The 19246-nt window shown below is 66.1% G+C and carries 15 protein-coding genes; 5 read left to right on the top strand and 10 right to left on the bottom strand.

Annotated features, from left to right (window positions below; genetic code table 11):
- Positions 1–132: 132 nt before the first annotated feature.
- Both ACN0WF_RS19240 and aspS read right to left on the bottom strand, forming a co-directional pair.
- Complete coding sequence (locus ACN0WF_RS19240) at positions 133–1908, bottom strand: ABC transporter ATP-binding protein (protein ID WP_417774389.1); 1776 nt, start codon at positions 1906–1908, stop codon at positions 133–135.
- A 27-nt stretch (positions 1909–1935) separates the two neighbouring features.
- On the bottom strand, positions 1936–3720 hold the full coding sequence (aspS, locus tag ACN0WF_RS19235) for an aspartate--tRNA ligase (protein ID WP_417774388.1): 1785 nt from the start codon (positions 3718–3720) through the stop codon (positions 1936–1938).
- Between the two features lie 259 nt (positions 3721–3979).
- Between aspS and rnd the strand changes: the two genes are divergently transcribed.
- Complete coding sequence (gene rnd / locus ACN0WF_RS19230; RefSeq protein ID WP_417774387.1) at positions 3980–5212, top strand: ribonuclease D; 1233 nt, start codon at positions 3980–3982, stop codon at positions 5210–5212.
- 143 nt (positions 5213–5355) lie between these two features.
- On the opposite strand, the gene ACN0WF_RS19225 is transcribed toward rnd, so the two are convergent.
- The 4 genes from ACN0WF_RS19225 to ACN0WF_RS19210 form a co-directional block, all read right to left on the bottom strand.
- The gene (locus ACN0WF_RS19225) at positions 5356–6882 is read right to left on the bottom strand and encodes an exopolyphosphatase (RefSeq protein WP_417774386.1); all 1527 of its coding nucleotides are present in this window, start codon (positions 6880–6882) and stop codon (positions 5356–5358) included.
- On the bottom strand, positions 6875–9094 hold the full coding sequence (locus ACN0WF_RS19220) for an RNA degradosome polyphosphate kinase (RefSeq protein ID WP_417774385.1): 2220 nt from the start codon (positions 9092–9094) through the stop codon (positions 6875–6877). The genes ACN0WF_RS19225 and ACN0WF_RS19220 overlap by 8 nt, the downstream gene beginning before the upstream one ends.
- A 115-nt stretch (positions 9095–9209) precedes the next feature.
- A complete protein-coding gene (locus ACN0WF_RS19215) occupies positions 9210–9902 on the bottom strand; it encodes an HdaA/DnaA family protein (protein WP_417774384.1) in 693 nt (230 codons plus the stop codon).
- The gene (locus ACN0WF_RS19210; RefSeq protein WP_417774383.1) at positions 9895–11001 is read right to left on the bottom strand and encodes an AI-2E family transporter; all 1107 of its coding nucleotides are present in this window, start codon (positions 10999–11001) and stop codon (positions 9895–9897) included. The genes ACN0WF_RS19215 and ACN0WF_RS19210 overlap by 8 nt, the downstream gene beginning before the upstream one ends.
- A 267-nt stretch (positions 11002–11268) precedes the next feature.
- On the opposite strand from ACN0WF_RS19210, the gene purM reads away from it, so the two are divergent.
- On the top strand, positions 11269–12348 hold the full coding sequence (gene purM, locus ACN0WF_RS19205) for a phosphoribosylformylglycinamidine cyclo-ligase (RefSeq protein WP_417774382.1): 1080 nt from the start codon (positions 11269–11271) through the stop codon (positions 12346–12348).
- A complete protein-coding gene (purN, locus tag ACN0WF_RS19200) occupies positions 12345–13010 on the top strand; it encodes a phosphoribosylglycinamide formyltransferase (protein ID WP_417774381.1) in 666 nt (221 codons plus the stop codon). Before purM ends, purN begins: the two co-directional genes overlap by 4 nt.
- 36 nt (positions 13011–13046) lie before the next feature.
- Here purN and ACN0WF_RS19195 read toward each other — a convergent pair whose 3' ends face one another.
- Positions 13047–13769 (bottom strand): helix-turn-helix transcriptional regulator, encoded by a 723-nt coding sequence (locus tag ACN0WF_RS19195; RefSeq protein ID WP_417774380.1) that lies wholly within the window; start codon positions 13767–13769, stop codon positions 13047–13049.
- A gap of 94 nt (positions 13770–13863) precedes the next feature.
- On the opposite strand from ACN0WF_RS19195, the gene ACN0WF_RS19190 reads away from it, so the two are divergent.
- Positions 13864–14610, top strand: coding sequence for a glutathione S-transferase family protein (locus tag ACN0WF_RS19190; protein WP_417774379.1), 747 nt, complete (start codon positions 13864–13866; stop codon positions 14608–14610).
- A gap of 13 nt (positions 14611–14623) precedes the next feature.
- Here ACN0WF_RS19190 and ACN0WF_RS19185 read toward each other — a convergent pair whose 3' ends face one another.
- From ACN0WF_RS19185 to ACN0WF_RS19175, 3 genes are all read right to left on the bottom strand, one after another.
- Positions 14624–16705 carry a molybdopterin-containing oxidoreductase family protein gene (locus tag ACN0WF_RS19185; RefSeq protein WP_417774378.1) on the bottom strand — a complete coding sequence of 694 codons (2082 nt, stop codon included), beginning with the start codon at positions 16703–16705 and terminating at the stop codon, positions 14624–14626.
- 185 nt (positions 16706–16890) lie between these two features.
- Complete coding sequence (ndk, locus tag ACN0WF_RS19180; protein ID WP_417774377.1) at positions 16891–17313, bottom strand: nucleoside-diphosphate kinase; 423 nt, start codon at positions 17311–17313, stop codon at positions 16891–16893.
- 241 nt (positions 17314–17554) lie between these two features.
- On the bottom strand, positions 17555–18304 hold the full coding sequence (locus ACN0WF_RS19175; RefSeq protein ID WP_417774376.1) for a glutathione S-transferase family protein: 750 nt from the start codon (positions 18302–18304) through the stop codon (positions 17555–17557).
- Positions 18305–18530: 226 nt separating this feature from the next.
- Between ACN0WF_RS19175 and ACN0WF_RS19170 the strand changes: the two genes are divergently transcribed.
- Positions 18531–19246, top strand: a 716-nt coding sequence (locus ACN0WF_RS19170) for a cache domain-containing protein (RefSeq protein WP_417774375.1), incomplete at its 3' end; no start/stop codon positions are given.

Genomic DNA, 19246 nt, shown 5'->3' with positions numbered 1-19246 from the left:
CGGCCGATGCACTCTCTGCCCGGTTGCGGGTAAACGACAAACGTGAAAAGGCCCCGCCGGAGCGCTCCGGCGGGGCCTTTTCATGTCTGCGTGCGGCGTGGTGCTGCCCTGCCCGGTCGAAAAGGCGGCGGCTCAGCCGGCGTCGCTGAACTGGAGATCGCAGAGGCGCTTGTAAAGTCCGCCTTGCGCGAAGAGCTCGGCATGGGTGCCGCGCTCGGCAACCTGACCGCGGTTCATGACGACGATCTGGGACGCCTCGCGCACGGTGGCGAGCCTGTGGGCAATGACAAGCGTGGTACGGCCCCGCATCAGGCGCGCAAGCGCGGCCTGGATCTTGGCCTCGCTTTCGGAATCAAGCGCCGAGGTCGCCTCGTCGAGCAGCAGGATCGGTGCGTCGCGGAGGATGGCGCGGGCAATGGCGATACGCTGGCGCTGCCCACCGGAAAGACGCCCGCCCCCTTCGCCTACACGTGTGTCGTAGCCAAAATCCAGACCGGCGATGAACTCGTCCGCATTGGCCTCGCGCGCGGCCTGACGGATCTCCTCCTCGCTCGCACTCGGACGGCCGATGGCAATGTTGTCGCGCACCGAAAGGTCGAACAGGAACGTGTCTTGCGAGACCAGCGCGATCTGCGACCGCAGCTCCGCGATGGACCCGCCGCGAATGTCCTGCCCATCGATGACGATGCGACCGGCATCGGGCTCGTAGAAACGCTCGAGAAGCGCGAACACCGTCGACTTGCCGGCGCCCGAGGGCCCAACCAGCGCCGTGACCTCGCCCGCGCGCGCTTCGAAGTCGAGCCCGTCGAGCGCGGGGGCCTCGCCATAGCGGAAGGCGACGTTCTCGAACCGCACGCGCCCCTCGGTGACCGCGAGGGGCGCGGGGGCTTCCGCCTCGCGCTCCGCCGTCTCGCGGTCGAGCACCTCGTACATCAGGCGAACGCCGACCAGATGCGCGGTGAGGTTGACATTGAGCCGGGCAAGCCGGCGGGCCGGATCATAGGCCAGCAGCAGCGCCGTGATGAAAGCGAAGAACGCCCCCGGATCGCTGCCAAGCTCAATGACGGAATAGCCGCCGTAGACGATGACCAGCGCAATGGCGATGCCGCCGAGCGTCTCCATCACCGGCGAGGTGCGGGCCGAAAGCCGGGTGATCTTGTTGGCCTGGCGCTCCACGTCGGAGATCGCCGCGTCCATCTCCCGACGCATGCGCGCCTCGACGGCGAAGGCCTTGACGATACGAATGCCGGAGATCGTTTCCTGGGTGATCGACAGGATGTTCGTCATGGAAACGAACTGCGACTTGGCCACCCGCCGCACGCGGCGCACGAGCTTGCCGACAACCAGGATCGCAGGCGGCATGATCAGCAGCGCGATGGCGCTCATCAGCGGGTCCTGCGCCACCATGACGACGACCAGCGAGATCACCGTCAGCACGTCGCGCCCAAGCGCGGTGACCACGAGGTCGAGGGCGCCGCGCGCCGCGTTGGCGTTGTGTGACAGGCGGGTTCCGAGATCGCCGACGCCGGAGCTCTCGAAGAAGGCGACATCCTGGCTGGTGATCGAGCGGAACAGGCGCTTCTGCGCGGAGGCAACGAGCGCATTGCCGATCTGCCCGAGGAGAACAAGCTGGCCGTAGGTGGCCAGCCCCTTCAGCGCGAAGACGGCGAAGACGAAGGCCGCGATGGCCCCGACCATCCCCGCGTCGCGCTCCAGGAACACCTGGTTGATGACGTCGCGCATCACCCAGGCGCTGGCCCCGGTACAGGCGGCGACCAGCCCCATGCAGGCAAAGGCGAGCGCATAGCGCCATGCGAACTGGCGCACGTTCTCCATCACCAGACGACGGATCAGGGAGAGCGCGCCATCAGCATCGGAAAACAGCCAGGCTTCGAGACGCTTGCGCATGTCGGCCGCCTCCGCGCCCTCCGGGCCTCAGCCCTTCTCCGGCAGGTTCAGCCGGATGTGAAGCTCGCGGAGCTGCTTCGGATAGACGTCGGACGGCGCGCCCATGAGCAGGTCCTGCGCCTGCTGGTTCATCGGGAACAGGCTGACATCGCGCACGTTCTTCGCGCCCACCAGCAGCATGACGATGCGGTCGACGCCGGCGGCCATGCCGCCATGCGGCGGCGCGCCATACTGGAAGGCGCGGTAGAGTCCGCCGAAACGCTCCTCGACGTCGGCCTTCGACAGGCCGACCTTCTCGAAGGCCTTGACCATCAGGTCGGGCGACTGGTTACGGATCGAGCCGGACGCGATCTCGTAGCCGTTGCAGACCAGATCGTACTGGAAGGCGTTGATCGACAGCGGATCCTTGGTCTCCAGCGCCTCGAGCCCGCCCTGCGGCATGGAGAACGGGTTGTGCGCGAACTCGACCTTCTTCTCTTCCTCGTCCCACTCGAAGAACGGGAAGTCGACGATCCAGGCGAGCGCGAAACGGTCGCGGTCGACCAGATCGAGCTCCTCGCCCGCCCGCGTGCGCGCCTTGCCGGCGAAGTCGGAAAACTTCTTCGGATCGCCCGCAACGAAGAAGCAGGCATCGCCCGCGTTCAGGCCGAGCTGGGTGCGGATCGCCTCGGTGCGTTCCGGACCGATGTTCTTGGCAAGCGGACCGGCGCCCTCGACGCTCTCGCCTTCCTCGCGCCAGAAGATGTAGCCCAGGCCCGGCTGGCCCTCGCCCTGCGCCCAGGAGTTCATCCGGTCGCAGAAGGCACGGCTACCGCCAGTGGGCGCGGGAATGGCCCACACGGCGTTCTTCTCGTCCTCGAGCATGCGCGCGAAGATCTTGAAGCCGGAGCCGGCGAAATGCTCGCTGACGTTCTGCATCTCGATCGGGTTGCGCAGGTCAGGCTTGTCGGAGCCGTATTTCGCGATCGCCTCCGCATGGGGAATGCGCGGGAACGTCTCGCTCACGGGCTTGCCGTTGGCGAACTCCTCGAAGACGCCGCGCATCACCGGCTCCATCGTGGAGAACACGTCGTCCTGCTCGACGAAGCTCATCTCCACGTCGAGCTGGTAGAACTCGCCCGGCAGACGGTCGGCGCGCGGATCCTCGTCGCGGAAGCACGGCGCGATCTGGAAGTAGCGGTCGAAGCCCGACATCATCAGCAGCTGCTTGAACTGCTGCGGCGCCTGCGGCAGCGCATAGAACTTGCCCGGATGCAGCCTGGACGGCACGAGGAAGTCGCGCGCACCTTCCGGCGAGGAGGCCGTCAGGATCGGCGTCTGGAACTCGGTGAAGCCCCCCTCGCCCATGCGGCGACGCATCGAGGCAATGATGCGCGTGCGCGTCATGATGTTCTCGTGCAGCGTCTCGCGGCGCAGATCGAGGAACCGGTAGGTCAGGCGGATATCTTCGGGATAGTCCGGCTCGTTGAAGACCGGCAGCGGCAGCTCGCGCGCCGCGCCGAGAACCTCGATCTCACGGATGAAGATCTCGATCGCGCCGGTCGGCAGCGTCTCGTTGATCGTCTCATCGGTGCGCTTCTTCACGTCGCCGTCGATGCGGACGCACCATTCGGCGCGCACGCTCTCGGCCAGCTTGAACGCCGGCGAATCGGGATCGACCACGCATTGCGTCATGCCGTAGTGATCGCGCAGGTCGATGAACAGCAAACCGCCGTGATCGCGCACGCGATGAACCCATCCCGAGAGGCGCGCGGGCTGCCCCACATGGGTTTCGCGCAGTTCTCCGCATGTGTGGCTGCGATAGCGATGCATGTCGTCCTCGATGGCCGGTCAGATACTCAGGAATGCGCGGATTTGCGTCGTCTGAGCGGCGAGATGCCGCCAGCCGCCGCATCAGCGGCGCGCCGTGCACAAGCCACGCCGGCGCGACAAAGTCAAGGTCGCGGCACAGTTTGCACCCCCCACCGGCCTGCTCCACCAAGCCCTCCCCGACGGGAATGCCTGCCACGCGGGTTTCGCGGCGCTTTCGTGGCGACAAGCGGGCAAGCATAAGATATATGTCGCGATCACCATGCATATTATCACAAGCACCAAGGACCTCGCCGACGTCTGTCGGCGCCTCGCCACCCATGACTTTGTCGCGGTCGACACTGAGTTCCTCCGCGAAACCACTTTCTGGCCCAAGCTCTGCGTAATCCAGATCGCAAGCATGGATGAAGCCGTGATCGTCGACGCCTTAGCCGACGGTATTGATCTGGAACCCTTCTTCGAGCTCATGCGCGACGAGACGGTGGTGAAGGTGTTCCATGCCGCACGGCAGGACATCGAGATCATCTATCATCTCGGCGGCTTTATCCCGCATCCGGTGTTCGACACCCAGGTCGCGGCGATGGTGTGCGGCTTCGGCGATTCGATCTCCTACGACCAGCTCGTGCACAGGGTCACCGGCGAGCACATCGACAAGTCGTCGCGCTTCACCGACTGGGCCCGCCGGCCGCTCAGCGACAAGCAGCTGGCCTATGCGCTGGCCGATGTGACGCACCTGCGCGACGTCTACCATTTCCTCAAGGCGAACCTCGCCGAACAGGGCCGCTCCCACTGGGTCGGCGACGAAATGGAGATCCTGACGTCGGAAAGCACCTATCGCACCGACCCCGAGAATGCCTGGAAGCGCCTGAAGCTCAGAGTGCGCAAGCCGATCGAGCTTGCCGTGCTACAGGAGGTCGCCGCCTGGCGCGAGCGCGAGGCGCACCAGCGCGACGTGCCGCGCAACCGCATCATCAAGGACGACGCGATCTATGAGATCGCCGCCCAGCAACCGGCCAACGCCCAGGCACTGGCCGCACTGCGCACGATCCCACGCGGCTTCGAGCGCTCGCGCACGGCCGAGGATATCCTCGGCGCGGTGAAGCGCGCCCTGGCGATCCCCAAGGAAGAGCTGCCGGAGGTCCCCAAGGGGCGATCGGCGCCGGACGGCTCGGCCGCGGCCGTCGACCTTCTCAAGGTGCTCCTGAAGCTGACCAGCGAGGCCAATGGCGTCGCCGCCAAGGTCATCGCGACGGTGGAGGATCTGGAGAAGATCGCCGCCAGCGACGAGGCGGATGTCGCAGCCCTCACCGGCTGGCGTCGCGAACTCTTCGGCGAGGCGGCTCTCAAGCTGAAACGCGGCGAGATGGCGCTGGCCTTCAACGGCCGGCGTGTCGTCGCCGTCGAACAGGGCGAGCCGGTGGAGGTGATCCAGCCCGCCAAGGACGGCGGCCGCAAGCGCCGCGGCAACAAGCCCAAGGCCGTCGCCACTCAATAGCGCATCACACTCTTCAACGAAAAAAGCAAAGCCCGCCAGGAATGCCCTGGCGGGCTTTGCTTTTTACAGATCACGAAAACCCAACTCGAGGCATGACCACAAAGTTGGCGCCGGAGAAGGAAGGCGTCGGATGAGCCCCGTCGTCAGGGGCGCGGGTCGATGCGGGCCTTGAGGCCAAGAAGCCTGGCGAACTGGTTCGCCCGCTTCGACAGCCTCTCGCCCTGCAGCGCCACGAGTTCTCCGGGCAAGGTCACAACGACCTCGCCCTTGTCGGCGCTCACGTCGATCTGTGGCAGAATGCCCGCGACGGACGCGCTGAGCACCGAGGCTAGCCGCAAGGCGCCACCGAGGATGCGGGCGCGGTCCTTGAGACGCGTGTGGGCGAGCTCGCGGATACCGGGTCCGAGGGCGTCTTCCACCAGGCCCTGATGCCGGTAGAAGACGGAGAGCGCCAGATAGGCGCGCCCGGCATGATCGATTCCGACGAAGGCGGCATTGGAAATGATGTTGAGGCTCTGCTCGCCGCGATAGTCGGGATGGGCGCGCCAGCCGATGTCGGAGAGCAGGCAGGCGGCGGCACGCAGGCGACGCTCGTACTCGGTCTCGTCGATGCCAACCGAGGGAAACAGCCGGTCGGTCCAGGCGATCAGTTCCTCGCCGTAGGCGGGCGAGCGCGAGCGAAGGACCGAAAGCTCGCGCGCCGCCTCGACAAGCGGGTCCTGGCGACGCATCTCCTCCGACATGAGATCGTAGAGAAGCCCCTCGCGCAGACCAAGGGCGGAAAGCACCACGCGCGAGGACTTTGTCCGGCGCAGCACCTTTTCCATCACCGCCGCGCCGTAGGGCAGCAGCGCGCGGCGCGCCCGCGACACGACCTCGATCTTGTCGAGACTGTCGGGATCGCGCCGGCTGACAAGCTGGCAGAACTCGATCGCCTCCTCCGCCGGGATGGCGTAATCGTGCATCACATGCAGCGGATAGCCGTTCTGGAAGAGATGCAGCCGGCCGAGAGATCGCCAGGTCCCGCCGACGGCGTAGAAGGACTTGCCCGCACCGATGGGAAGCCAATCCACCTCGGCAAGCGCCTGTTCGGCGAGCTTCTGCGCCTTGGCGACCTTGGCCTCGGCCTCTTCCTGCAGGCGAATTCCGCCAAGCGGCAATGTCTGGCCGCGTCCGACCGTGTCGTTCTTGAGCTCGACGAGCTCAAGGCTGCCGCCGCCAAGATCGCCGACGATGCCGTCCGGCTTCCAGATGCCGGAGACGATGCCGAGCGCCGCGAGGCGCGCTTCGTCGCGACCCGAAAGCACCCGCACCTTGGCGCGGCAGGTCCGCTCCACCTCATCGATGAAGCCTGCACCGTTTTCCGAGTCGCGCGTGGCCGCGGTCGCGAGGATATGCAGGTCGACGACGCCGATCTGGTCGCACAACCGGCGAAAGCGCACGAGCGCGTTCAGCGCCAGCGCCGCGGACCCTTCCGAAAGCCGACCGGTCGCGGCGACGCCGCGACCGAGACCAGCCAACACCTTTTCGTTGAAGAGGACCGTCGGCGAACGCGCGTTGCGCTCATAGACGACCAGCCGGATCGAATTCGACCCGATGTCGATGACTGCGATCGGGCCGCTGCCGTTCAGCCGCCCGCGCACCAGTTCATGCGACAGCGCATCAGCCACGCGACACCGGCTCCGAGAACGATTTTGGACTGTTGCTGCGCAGCGACTTGCCCCGCCCGGAAAGAGACGGGTTGGTCATGAAGTACTGGTGGGCGTTGAACGCCTTCTCGCCGCGGCCGGGACGGATCCGTTCGTGTCCGCCATCCGCGAGAAGCCACCAGCTCTGCTGGTTGTCCTTGAGGCTCGCTACCATGATCTGGTCCAGAACCTGTTCGTGCACCGTGGGCGTGCGCAAGGGTGCAAGGGTTTCCACGCGACGGTCGATGTTGCGCGGCATGAGGTCAGCGGACCCGATATAGACGACCGCCTTCGGCGAGGGAAGCCCGTGGCCGTTGCCGAAACAGAAGATGCGGCTGTGCTCGAGGAAACGGCCGACGATGGATTTGGCGCGGATGTTCTGCGAGAGCCCCGGAATTCCGGGCCTGAGGCAGCAGATTCCGCGCACCACCAGTTCGATCTTCACCCCCGCCTGGCTGGCGTCATAAAGCGCGTCGATAATCTGTGGATCGACGAGCGAGTTCATCTTCATCCAGATCTGCGCGGGACGGCCGGCGCGGGCGTGCTCGGCCTCGGCCGCGATCATGTCCATCATGTCGCGACGCAGCGTCACCGGCGAGACCATCATCTGCTTCAGCTCCACCGGCTCGGCATAGCCAGTGATGTAGTTGAAGATCTTGGCCACGTCCTGCCCGATCTCCGCATCGGCGGTAAAATAGGACAGGTCCGTGTAAATCCGCGCCGTGATCGGGTGGTAGTTGCCGGTGCCGATGTGACAGTAGGTGCGCAACTCGCCATGCTCGCGGCGCACCACCATGGACAGTTTGGCGTGGGTCTTCAGTTCCAGGAAACCGAAGACCACCTGCACGCCGGCGCGCTCCAGATCGCGCGCCCAGCGAATGTTCGCCTCCTCGTCGAAGCGCGCCTTGAGCTCGACCAGCGCCGTCACCGACTTGCCGGCCTCCGCCGCCTCCACCAGCGCCTTGACGATGGGCGAGTTGTTGGAGGTGCGATACAGCGTCTGCTTGATGGCGACGACGTCCGGATCCTGGGCCGCCTGGCGCAGGTACTGCACCACGACGTCGAAGGACTCGTAAGGATGATGGACGACAAGATCCTTCTGCTGGATCGCCGCGAAACAGTCGCCGCCATGCTCGCGGATTCGCTCCGGGAATCGCGGCGTGTAAGGCACGAACTTCAGATCGTCGCGGTCGATGGACACGAGCTGCGAGAGATTGTTGAGCGCCAGCAGCCCATCGACGAGAAACACTTCGTCGTTGTCGACATGCAGCGCATCGGCGACGAACTCGCGCAGGGACTGCGGTGTCGAATGCTCGATCTCGAGCCGGATCACCGACCCGCGACGGCGGCGTTTCAGCGCGCTTTCGAACAGCCGCACCAGGTCCTCCGCCTCCTCCTCGATCTCCAGGTCGGAGTCGCGAATGACGCGGAACGCGCCGCGGCCGCGGATCTCGTAGCCAGGGAAGAGACGGGAGGTGAACAGGCCAAGCGCGGTCTCGATGGTGATGAACCGCTCGCCCGCCTCGCCGTCGACGCTCGGCAGCCGCACGAAGCGGTCGAGCTGGGAGGGAATGCGCAGCAGCGCCGTCATGCCGCGCCCGCCCTTCTGCGGCGCAAGCTCAAGCACCAGGGAGAAGCCGAGATTGGCGATGAAGGGGAACGGGTGCGCCGGATCGATCGCCAGCGGCGTCAGCACCGGGAAAATATGAGCGAGGAAATAGTCTTCCAGCCAGCGCCGGTCGGCCGCCGAAAGGTCTGCCTCGTCAATGATGGTGAAGCCGACGGTTGCCAGGAGGCTGCGCATCTCGCGCCAGACGCTTTGCTGTTCGTTCTGCAGCGTCAGCACCGCCGCGGTGACCCGCTCGAGCTGCTCGCCCGGCGTCAGGCCGTCGATGGAGCGCGCACCGAACCCCTCGCGCAGCTGCGCGCGCAGGCCGGCGACACGCACCATGAAGAATTCGTCGAGATTGTTGGCCGAGATCGAAAGGAAACGCAGGCGCTCAAGTACCGGATGGGAGGTGTTTTCCGCCTCCTCCAGAACGCGGCGGTTGAACTGCAGCCACGAGATCTCGCGGTTGATGAAACGGCTCGGATGCCCGGCAAGCGCCTCGGCAGCGTCCCCGGTGTTCGGCACCGGCACCGCCTGGGATTTTCCGCTCTGGGCCGCGGTGTCCTTGGTGCTCGTGTCGTTCATTCCTGCCTCCTGCGTCCGGCGCGCCTCGCCGGCTCCACCTGATTTACAACAGCGGCGACCCTATAGGAATGGTTTGACGGATTTGCATCAGTCGCAAGAGAAACACGAACCCGGCTCAGTTCCCTGCACTCATGGTCTCCAGAACCCGTCCGGCGAGCGGGCGCGTGATCCGGCGGCCGGCCGAAAGCGACGCCCTGTCGAGCCGGTCGACGATATCCTGCGCGGCCGCGACCGAGCGTTCCATGCGCACAACCAGAAACTCCACCACCGTCGCGTCGATATCGATCTGCCGGTCGGCGAAGAGCTTCACCAGCACCCGTCGCAACAGGTCGTCGTCCGGCTCCAGAATCTCGACCGGCGTCGCGGCGCGCAGCCGCGAGGCAAGGTCGGGAAGCGTCAGCCCCCAGGATTGAGGCCAGCTTCGCGCGGTGACGAGCAGATATCCGCCAGCATTGCGGACCGCGTTGACCAGATGAAACAGCGCGGTCTCGTCGAAGCCTGCATGGGCATCCTCGACGACGACCGCCCCGGACGCGGCCAGCGCATCGATGTCGGCCGACCCGAGGTCGCGCGCGGCGATCATCGCCGCACCGCTCGCCTCCTGCCAGACATGGACCAGGTGGGTCTTGCCAGAGCCGACCGGCCCGGCCAGCAGCGCGACCGGCGAAGGCCACCGCGGCCAGTCGTCGATCAGTCCGAGCGCTGCCCGGTTCGAGGCCCCGGGCAGGAAATCGTCGCGCCCGAAAGCAGCCTCGTGCGGCAGCACCAGCGGCAGCTGCTCGGCCTGCGCGTCCTTGATCTCACGCATCGTCGTGCTCCGTGTGGCCAGCCTCGCTCGCGGGCGGCCCCTCCTGTCCGTCATAGAGCCGGCTCGCCAGATACTGGGACAATGCGAAGCGGGCGAGCACGCCGATGACGGCCGCGGCCGGAACCGCGATCAGCATGCCGACAAAGCCGAAGAGATAGCCGAAGGCGAACAGGGCAAACATCAGCCACACCGGATGCAGGCCGACGTTGGAGCCAACCAGCTTGGGCTGCAGGATATTGCCCTCGAGGAACTGACCGACGGCAAAGACCGCCAAGACGATGGCGATCATCGGCCAGTCTGGCCAGAACTGGACGGCGGCGACGCCGAGCGAAACAAAAAGCCCCATGGTCGCGCCAACATAGGGAATGAAGCTGATAAGCCCGGCACCGATGCCGATCAGCAGGCCGAAGTTGAGCCCGACCGAGACCAGCCCGACGGCATAGAACGTGCCAAGCAGGAAGCAGACGCTGACCTGCCCGCGTACGAAGCCGGCCACCGCCCTGTCCATGTCCCCCGCCAGCCGGCGCACCGTGTCGCGATGCTGGCGCGGCACCCAGCCGTCGACCCGCTCCACCATGCGGTCCCAGTCGAGCAGCAGATAGAAGGCGACGACCGGTGTTACGACGAAGAGCGAAACGACCGACAGCAGCGCCTGCCCGCCGTTCCACAGCGATTTGGCAAAGCTGGCGATCCAGCCGGCGCCCTCGCCGATAAGGCTGCCGACATTGGCCTTCATCTCCTCCCCGCCAGCGCCAAAGAAACCGAGAACCCGGTCGCCGAGATTGTTGGTGACCAGCGTCTGGAGCGAGTTGACCAGGCCCGGAAAGGCATCGAGAAAGGCGGAAAGCTGGTTGCCGAGCATGGGCAGCAGCAGCAGCAGCACGACGATGAACGCGATGACGAAGCTCGTCAGAATGAGGATCGTTGCGGCAAGTCGCGGCAGGCCGAAGGTTTCCAGCCGGTCGGCCACCGGGTCGAGCAGATAGGCGAGCGCCATGCCGGCGACGAAGGGCAGCAGGATCGGGCTGAACAGATAAACAAAGAGGGCAAAGGCAAGGAACGACCCCAGCCAGAAATAGATCTGTCTTTGCAAGGTCACGTTCGGCTCTCCCCAGATCGGAGCATACGGGCGGTGTGCGGCCGCGAGAACCGCAGCGTTCCGCGCCTTTTTCCCTTGTGCAGATACGCAGGGCCGCCGCCGGGCGTCAAGGCGGCCAGCTCCGGTCTTGCCCGCTATCCCTCGTCCACGCCCCCCATCCCCCGTCGGGCGCGCTATTGTGCATCGCGGCGCGGTTTCGCTTGCATTCCGCACTTTCTGTGTTTGTATGCGCGCGCCTTGTGAACGGGATTTTCGGAGACACAGAATATGAGCGCCGCAAGCCAGCCGCCAAGCAATGGTCTGAGCTACGCAGACGCCGGGGTCGACATCGACGCCGGCAACGAACTGGTGCGGCGGATCAAGCCCTTCGTCAAGGCAACGGCCCGTTCCGGTGCCGACAGCGAGATCGGCGGCTTCGGCGGCCTGTTCGACCTGAAGGCGGCCGGCTTCTCCGATCCGGTTCTCGTCGCCGCGAATGATGGCGTCGGCACCAAGCTCAAGATCGCCATCGACAGCGGCGCGCACGCGACCGTCGGCATCGATCTTGTGGCCATGTGCGTCAACGACCTGGTCGTTCAGGGTGCGGAACCCCTCTTCTTTCTCGACTACTACGCCTGCGGCGCGCTCGACGTGGACATCGCCGCCGACGTGGTCAGCGGCATTGCCGAGGGATGCCGCATCGCCGGCTGCGCGCTGATCGGCGGCGAGACCGCAGAAATGCCCGGCATGTACCGCAAGGGCGACTACGATCTTGCCGGGTTTGCCGTGGGCGCGGCCGAGCGCGGCACCCTGCTTCCAAGCGCCGATGTCGGGCCGGGCGACGTGCTGCTGGCGCTCGCCTCCTCCGGCGTTCACTCCAACGGGTTCTCGCTGGTGCGCAAGATCGTCGAGGCCTCCGGTCTCGACTGGTCGGCGCCGGCTCCCTTCGCACAGGGCATGACGCTCGGCGAGGCGCTGATGACGCCGACACGCATCTACGTGAAGCCGCTTCTTGCCGCCATCGCCGCAACCGGTGGCGGCATCAAGGCGCTTGCCCATATCACCGGCGGTGGCCTGCCGGAGAACCTGCCGCGCGTGCTGCCCGAAGGCCTTGCCGCGCGCATCGACCTTTCGGCCATCGCCGTGCCGCCGGTGTTCGGCTGGCTCGCGAAGACCGGCGGCGTCGTCCAGTCCGAAATGCTGCGCACCTTCAACTGCGGCGCCGGCATGGTGATTGCGGTCGATGCGGCCGCCGCCGATGCGGTGAGCGCCGCGCTCGCCGAGGCCGGCGAAACCGTCACCCGTATCGGCGCGCTCGAGGCCCGCGACGGCGAGGCGGTGATCTTCGACGGGACGCTGGCGCTGTGAGCGTACCCGCCGTGCGCCGGCGCACCGCCATTCTCGTTTCCGGTCGCGGCTCCAACATGACAGCCCTGCTCGAAGCCGCCGCCGATCCGGCCTACCCGGCCGAAATCTCCGTCGTCATTGCCAACAAGCCCGGCGCGCCGGCACTGGAAAAGGCAGCAGCCGCAGGCGTCGCGACCGCGACCGTCGACCACCGCGGCCATGGCGGGCGTCAGCGCTTCGAGGAGCTGCTCGACGAAGAGCTGCGCTCCCGCGATGTGGAACTCGTCGTTCTCGCCGGCTTCATGCGCATCCTGACCCCCTGGTTCGTGGAGCGCTGGAACGACCGGCTGATCAACATCCATCCGGCGTTGCTGCCCTCCTTCAAGGGGCTCGACACCCATGCCCGCGCGCTGGCCGAGGGCTGTAAGCTGCATGGCGCGACGGTGCATTTCGTGCGCCCGGAGATGGATGCCGGCCCGATCATCGCCCAGGGCGCGATCGCCGTGCGCGACGACGACACGGAAGAGACGCTTGCCGCCCGCGTGCTTGGCGTCGAACACGCGCTCTATCCAAGGGCGCTTGCCCTGGTGGCCTCCGGCGAGCTTCGCGTCGAGGGCATGCGCGTGCTGCGAACCTCCGGAACGGCGGCGGATCCCGCGCCGCTTCTCGTTCCCGGCGACTGACCCAGGCACCACGTATCGCCGCATCGCGTGATACGTTCAGCCTTCCGCCACCTCCCGCACCGCCGTTTCCTCCCGCGCCGTCGCCATCTCCCTGGACCACCAGTCGCGATAGAGCCAGCTTCGCGCGCGCGGCGGTCGCGCATCGAGAAACTCCAGCTCGAGAATGCGGTCGCTGCGAAAATTGCGGTAGGCCTTGCGCAGCTCGCACCAGGCGGCGAGCACACGGGCGCGGTCGAAGAAGGCGAGCACGATCGGCCAGACCACCCGCCGCTCCGGGGCGCGCCCCGGGACCTGATACAGGATCTCGATCTTTCGTCCGCACCGCAGCGCCTCGCGCAGGCGCGCCAGCTCGATCCGCTCAGGCGGCAGGGAGGCGGCGGAGGGCGCGTAAAGCGGCGCATCGAGAAACCCGTCGCGCAGCGCCTCCGGCAGCACCGCGGCGATCTTGGCGACGGCATCACGCGCTGTCAGTGCAATGGCCGCATCCCCCCGCCCCTGAGCCATGCGCAGTCCGAGCATGACGATCTCGAGCTCCTCGGCCGTGAACATCAACGGCGGCATGTCGTAGCCGTCCTCGAGCACATAGCCGATTCCGGCCTCTCCGCGCAGCGGCACCCCGGTCGACTGGAGCGCGGCAATGTCGCGATAGACCGTGCGCAGCGAAACCTCGAGTTCGCCGGCGATGGCCGCGCCGCTGACCGGCCCGCGCGCGCGGCGGATGACCTGAAGGATCTGAAGAAGTCTGTCGGCGCGGCGCACTATCCCTCTCCCGCATGGCCTTCCATGCTGACAATATGCTGTCAGGAGCGGTGCGCTACAAGCATTCCGTCAACAACCGGAGGCAAACTTCGCCATGCTCGAACTCGTCGATTTTCCCACGTCGCAAGGCATCCGCAGCCTCTCACCATTCGGCTACAAGGCTGAGGCGCTCGTGGCCATGACCGGGAAGGATTACCGCAAGATCCCGCCGGATCCCGCGCTGATGCCGCATGGCAAGGTGCCGGTCCTGCGCGATGGCGATGAGATCGTTCCCGACAGCTCGCTGATCCAGCGTCATCTGGAAAAGCACCACGGTCTCGCGGTCGACGCCCGCCTGACCGGCCAGGAACGCGCCGTAGCGGAAGCCTTCCGACGGATGAGCGAGGAGCATCTGCGCTGGGTGCTCGTCTATTCGCGCTGGATCGACCCGGCAAGCGAGGAGGTCATGATCTCGGCGGCCTTCGGCGCTCTGCCCGAGGAGGCCGGCCGCAAGACCGTTCTCGATATTCGAGGACAGGTGACCGGCTATCTCCACACCCAGGGGCTGGGGCGGCATGCGCGCGAAGATATCTACCGCTTCGGCGCCGACGATCTCGACGCCATCGCGGCCTGGCTCGATGACAAGCCGTTCCTGATGGGCGACAGCCCGACGAGCGTCGACGCGGCCGTGGTCGGCGTGCTCTACGCGATCCTCGCCTGCGCCAGCGACACGCCCCTCTTCGCCTATGCGCGGGCGCTCCAGACACTGCCGGCTTATGTCGTGCGCTTCGAAAGGACGGTCTTCGGCGACAAGGCCAATATCCCCGCCGACCTCATCGGGATGGCGGAAATCGCGGCCTGAGTTCGCCGGCGCCTCAGGCCTTCTCCACCTTGATGGCGGTGTCATGGAAAGCGGCGCCCCCGAAGGGGGCGATGGCGTCCGCCCCCGTCAGCGTGTTGATGCCGCGCCCGTCCGGATATGCATCGTTCGGCCAGATGCCCTCGGCGATGACGACGCCGGGCTTCAGTCCCTCGACATGTCTGGCGTGCAGCGTAACGGCGCCACGCCGGTTGGCGATGCGCACGAGGTCGCCGTCGCCGATGGCAAGGCGCGCGGCATCCGCCGGCGAGATCATCAGCTCCGGCCTCCCCTCCTTGTCGCGCGAACCGGCCGTCTCGTTGAAGGTCGAGTTCAGGAAGGAGCGCGCCGGCGCCGTCACCAGACGGAAGGGATGCGTCTCGTCGGCCGCCTCCGTCACCTCCCAGTAGTCGGGCAGCGCCGGGATCTCGGCATGGGGGCCCATCAACCCGTCGTTGGGGGCGGGAACCGCCGGCCACTCGGGGCGGAAACGGAACTTCCCGTCGGGCCAGGCGAAACCGTCGAGATAATGCGCCTTGCGGAAGTTCGGCTGGCAATCGATCCAGCGGTCGCGCTCCAACTGCTCCAGGGAGCCGAAGTTCGAGGCCTTCAACATCCAGTCGATGTGTTCGCGCGCGTCCATCGCGAAGCCGGGATGTTCCGTGGCCCCCACGCGTCGTGCGATCTCGTTGAGAACGTAAAGGTTCTCGCGCGTTTCGCCTGGCCCTTCGGTAAGCTTGGGACCCAGCACGATATACTGATGCCCGCCGCCCTTGTAGACGTCGTCATGCTCCAGGAACTGGGTCGCGGGGAGCACGATGTCGGCCATCCGCGCGGTCTCGGTCATGAACTGTTCGTGCACGCAGACGAAGAGATCCCCGCGCGCGAAGCCCTGCTTCACCAGCTCCTGTTCGGGAGCGACCGAAACCGGATTGGTGTTCTGGATCAGCATCGCCGTGACCGGCGGTCCGTGGCGCAAGGCGTCAGCATCGGCGGTGAGAGCGCGGCCGATCTTGCTCTGGTCGAGAAGCCGCGTCGTCGGATCGATCAGGCTCGTTCCCTCGATCATCGACTTGTCGAGCGTGTAGATCGCGCCGTTGTTGTGGAAGGCGCCACCGCCCTCGTGCTGCCAGGCGCCGGTCACAGCCGCGATGCAGGAGGCGGCGTGCATCGAAATCGTGCCGTTGCGCGAACGCGTGAAACCATAGCCGAGCCGAAAGAAGGTCTTCGGCGTACGCCCGACCATTGCCGCGAAAGTCTCAATCTCCTCGACCGAAAGGCCGGTGATGGCCGCCGCCCATTGCGGTGGGCGGTTCGCCACATGGGCTTCCAGATCGTCCGGGCAGTCGGTGAACGCCGCCAGATAGGCGCGATCGGCATGGCCGTCGCGGAACAGAACATGCATGACGGCGCAGGCAAGCGCAGCGTCAGTGCCCGGCTTCAGCACCAGTCCCAGGTCCGCCTGCTTCACGGTTTGCGTCGGATAGACGTCGATGGCGACGATCTTCGCCCCGCGCGTCTTGCGCGCGGTGATGGCGTGGGTCATCACGTTGACCTGCGTGGAGACAGCGTTGGTGCCCCAGATGACGACAAGATCCGACAGCGCGATCTCACGCGGGTCGGGGCCGGCGAGTTTTCCCGTTCCCGCGATGTACCCGGTCCAGGCCGGATTGGTGCAGATCGTGTCGAACTGGCGCGAATAGCCCTTGGCGTGACGCAGTCGGTGGATGCTGTCGCGCTGCACCAGTCCCATCGTCCCGGCATAGTGATACGGCCAGACCGTCTCGGCCCCATGCGCGGCCTCGGCCTTGAGAAAGGCCTCGGCAACGATATCGAGCGCATCCTCCCAGGAAACCGGCTCGAAGCGCCCCTCCCCCTTCGCGCCAACCCGGCGCAGCGGACGCGTCAACCGGTCCGGATGATAGAGGCGATCAGCGTAGCGGGCCACCTTGGCGCAGATGACGCCAGCCGTATAGGCGTTCTCTCGCGCCCCCCGCAGCCGGCCGATCCGTCCGTCGGGCCCGACCTCCACATCGAGCGCGCAGGTCGAGGGGCAGTCATGCGGGCAGACGGAAGCCTTGAGAACGGGTGCGTTCATGCGTCACTCTATGGTCGGAACGGGCGGTAGGACCGGAACGGACAGTACACGCCTCAGGCAAAGCCGGAGGCACCGGGCGGGCGGCAAAGGTTGACCGGAGCCTGCCGCCTGTCAAGCGCCGCACAAACGAAGAAGCCGGCCACAAGGGCCGGCTTCAGCAGTGTCTTGCGAAGGATCGGCGTCAATCAGCCGACGATCTCGGTCGCGGAAAACCAGTAGGAGATCTCCTCGGCGGCCGTCTCCGGAGCGTCGGAGCCGTGCACGGAGTTCTCGCCGATGGAGAGCGCGTGGCTCTTGCGGATGGTGCCCTCGGCAGCATCGGCCGGGTTCGTGGCGCCCATGACTTCGCGGTTACGGGCAATCGCGTTCTCGCCCTCGAGAACCTGGACCACGGTCGGGCCGGAGGTCATGGTGTCAACGAGCTCGCCGAAGAACGGACGCTCCTTGTGGACCGCGTAGAAACCCTCGGCCTCGCGGCGCGACATCCACACGCGCTTGGAAGCGACGACGCGCAGGCCGGCCTCCTCGAGCATCGCCGTGATGGCGCCGGTGAGGTTGCGCTTGGTGGCATCCGGCTTGATCATCGAAAAGGTGCGTTCGATCGCCATTGTTGTTCAATCCCGTTGTTGTCGATGCGCGGTTATCGTCAATGCGCGTTCGCAGCGCACGCGCGCAAATCGGCGGCCGGATCTCGCGATCCTCAGCCGCCGGCTTCGTGAAACTTCTCCGGCCCTCGCCGGCGCGCCTAGCGTATAGCGGGGCTCACGTTCCCCCGCAAGATCGCAACCGGCCATTTCCCGCCGATTTCCGCCGAACCGCACACGTCCGGCCACTGCGAAACGAAGCCGGCTAGGCAGCCTTCACAGCGCGCGCGTGCCCGTCGTAGAGATCGAGGCAGCGCTCGAACCACTGTCCGATCGGGCTTTCCGGATCGATCAGGCTGAACGGGCTCGCCACCCGCGCCCACTGCAAGGTGCCGAAAAGCAGGTAATCGGTGTGCATCGGCGCCGCGCCGCCGATGAAGGGCTGACTCTTGAGCATGAGATGCATCGGCAGCAACGCAGTGGCCAGGTCTGCAAGCCGGTCCTCGCGCCCTTCCTGCGCGGCCTCGAGCGTCTTGCCCAGGCGCGGCTCGCGCGATGCCCGGAAGTAGGCCTGGTCCTCCGGCGCGAGGATGTCATGGATATCCTTGACGATCATCTGCACGATCCGGCTCGAGATAGCGGCGTTCGCCCAGCTCTCGATGAGCTTCGCCGCCGCGTGCCCGCCGTCGCCGCCGAATAGCGACGGCCGATCCGGATAGGCATCCTCGAGATGGCAGGCAATGGCCCAGCTGTCGCAGATCGTCCTGTCGCCGTCGACGAGGATGGGGACGGTCTTGCCCGCCTCCGGTGCGATCCGCGCAATGCTGGTGAAGGGCGTCGGGCGGCGCTCAAACTCCAGCCCCTTGTGAAGCAGCGCCATGCGCGCACGCCAGGCAAAAGGACTGAAGCAGCGCTCGGCTTCGGCCCCGCAGAGTTCATAAAGGATACGGCTCACGTCAGGCTCCCGATTGTGGGTCTCGGCTTTGGTGGGACAGCCTATCTGCGCGAACATCATACGCCAAGGCGCGACCGCTCGGTCTCCGCCACGGCACACGAAGAGTTCAACTCTGACAACCTGAGATTTTAATTGCGGAAATAAGTATAATCACAGATTGCGATCATTCTAAATTGCCTCAACGGCAAGTGGCAATTTCAAGGCAATTACCGCTCGAATTTACATTCATTTCAGAGGTTCACGCGCTGATGGAGGCATCGCTTGGTTCCAGAGGTCGCTTTCCGCCATGTCCATCAAACAGAAAATGCTCGTGCTGGTTGCCGGCGCGCTTGCAGCCCTGCTGCTTGTCGTCGGTGTCCAGACCTACACATTCTACACCTCCATGATGGAGGCGCGCCGCGACCTGGTCAGAACCCAGGTCGAAACCGCGCTCAGCCTCATCAAGAAGGTCGCAGCCGACGCCGAGGCCGGCAAGATTTCTGTTGCCGATGCTCAGGAGAGCCTGCGCAACTCCCTGCGGCAGATGCGCTACAACGGCAGCGACTACTTCATCGTGATCGATTCAAGCTCGGCTCGGCAAGGGGCGGTCATCGTCCATCCGAGCCCGCAGGTCGAGGGCAAGAACCTGTGGACCTCGAAGGACGCCAACGGCATCGAGTTCGTCGTCGGCCAGGTCGAGGCGGCACGGCGCGGCGGTGGTTACACCGAGTTCGAGTTCCCCCGCCTGGGCGAGAGCGAGCCGGCGCCCAAGGTGAGCTACACCGCCAGATACGCTCCCTGGGACTGGGCGATCTCCTCCGCGCTCTACGTCGATGACGTCGACAGCGCCTTCTACTCGCAGATGATCTCCACCGCGCTCTGGGTTGTTCCGCTGATCCTGCTGATCGCGGGTGCAGCGCTCTATCTGGCCAACAGCATCTCGCGTCCCATCGCCGCGATCACCGACGCCATGCGCCACCTCGCCGAGGGCGACCTCTCCGTCGCCGTGCCCGGCGCCGGCCG

This window comes from Stappia sp. (genome assembly GCF_048268045.1).
Lineage (GTDB): Bacteria > Pseudomonadota > Alphaproteobacteria > Rhizobiales > Stappiaceae > Stappia.
This window is presented reverse-complemented; position numbering and strand designations above follow the sequence as displayed.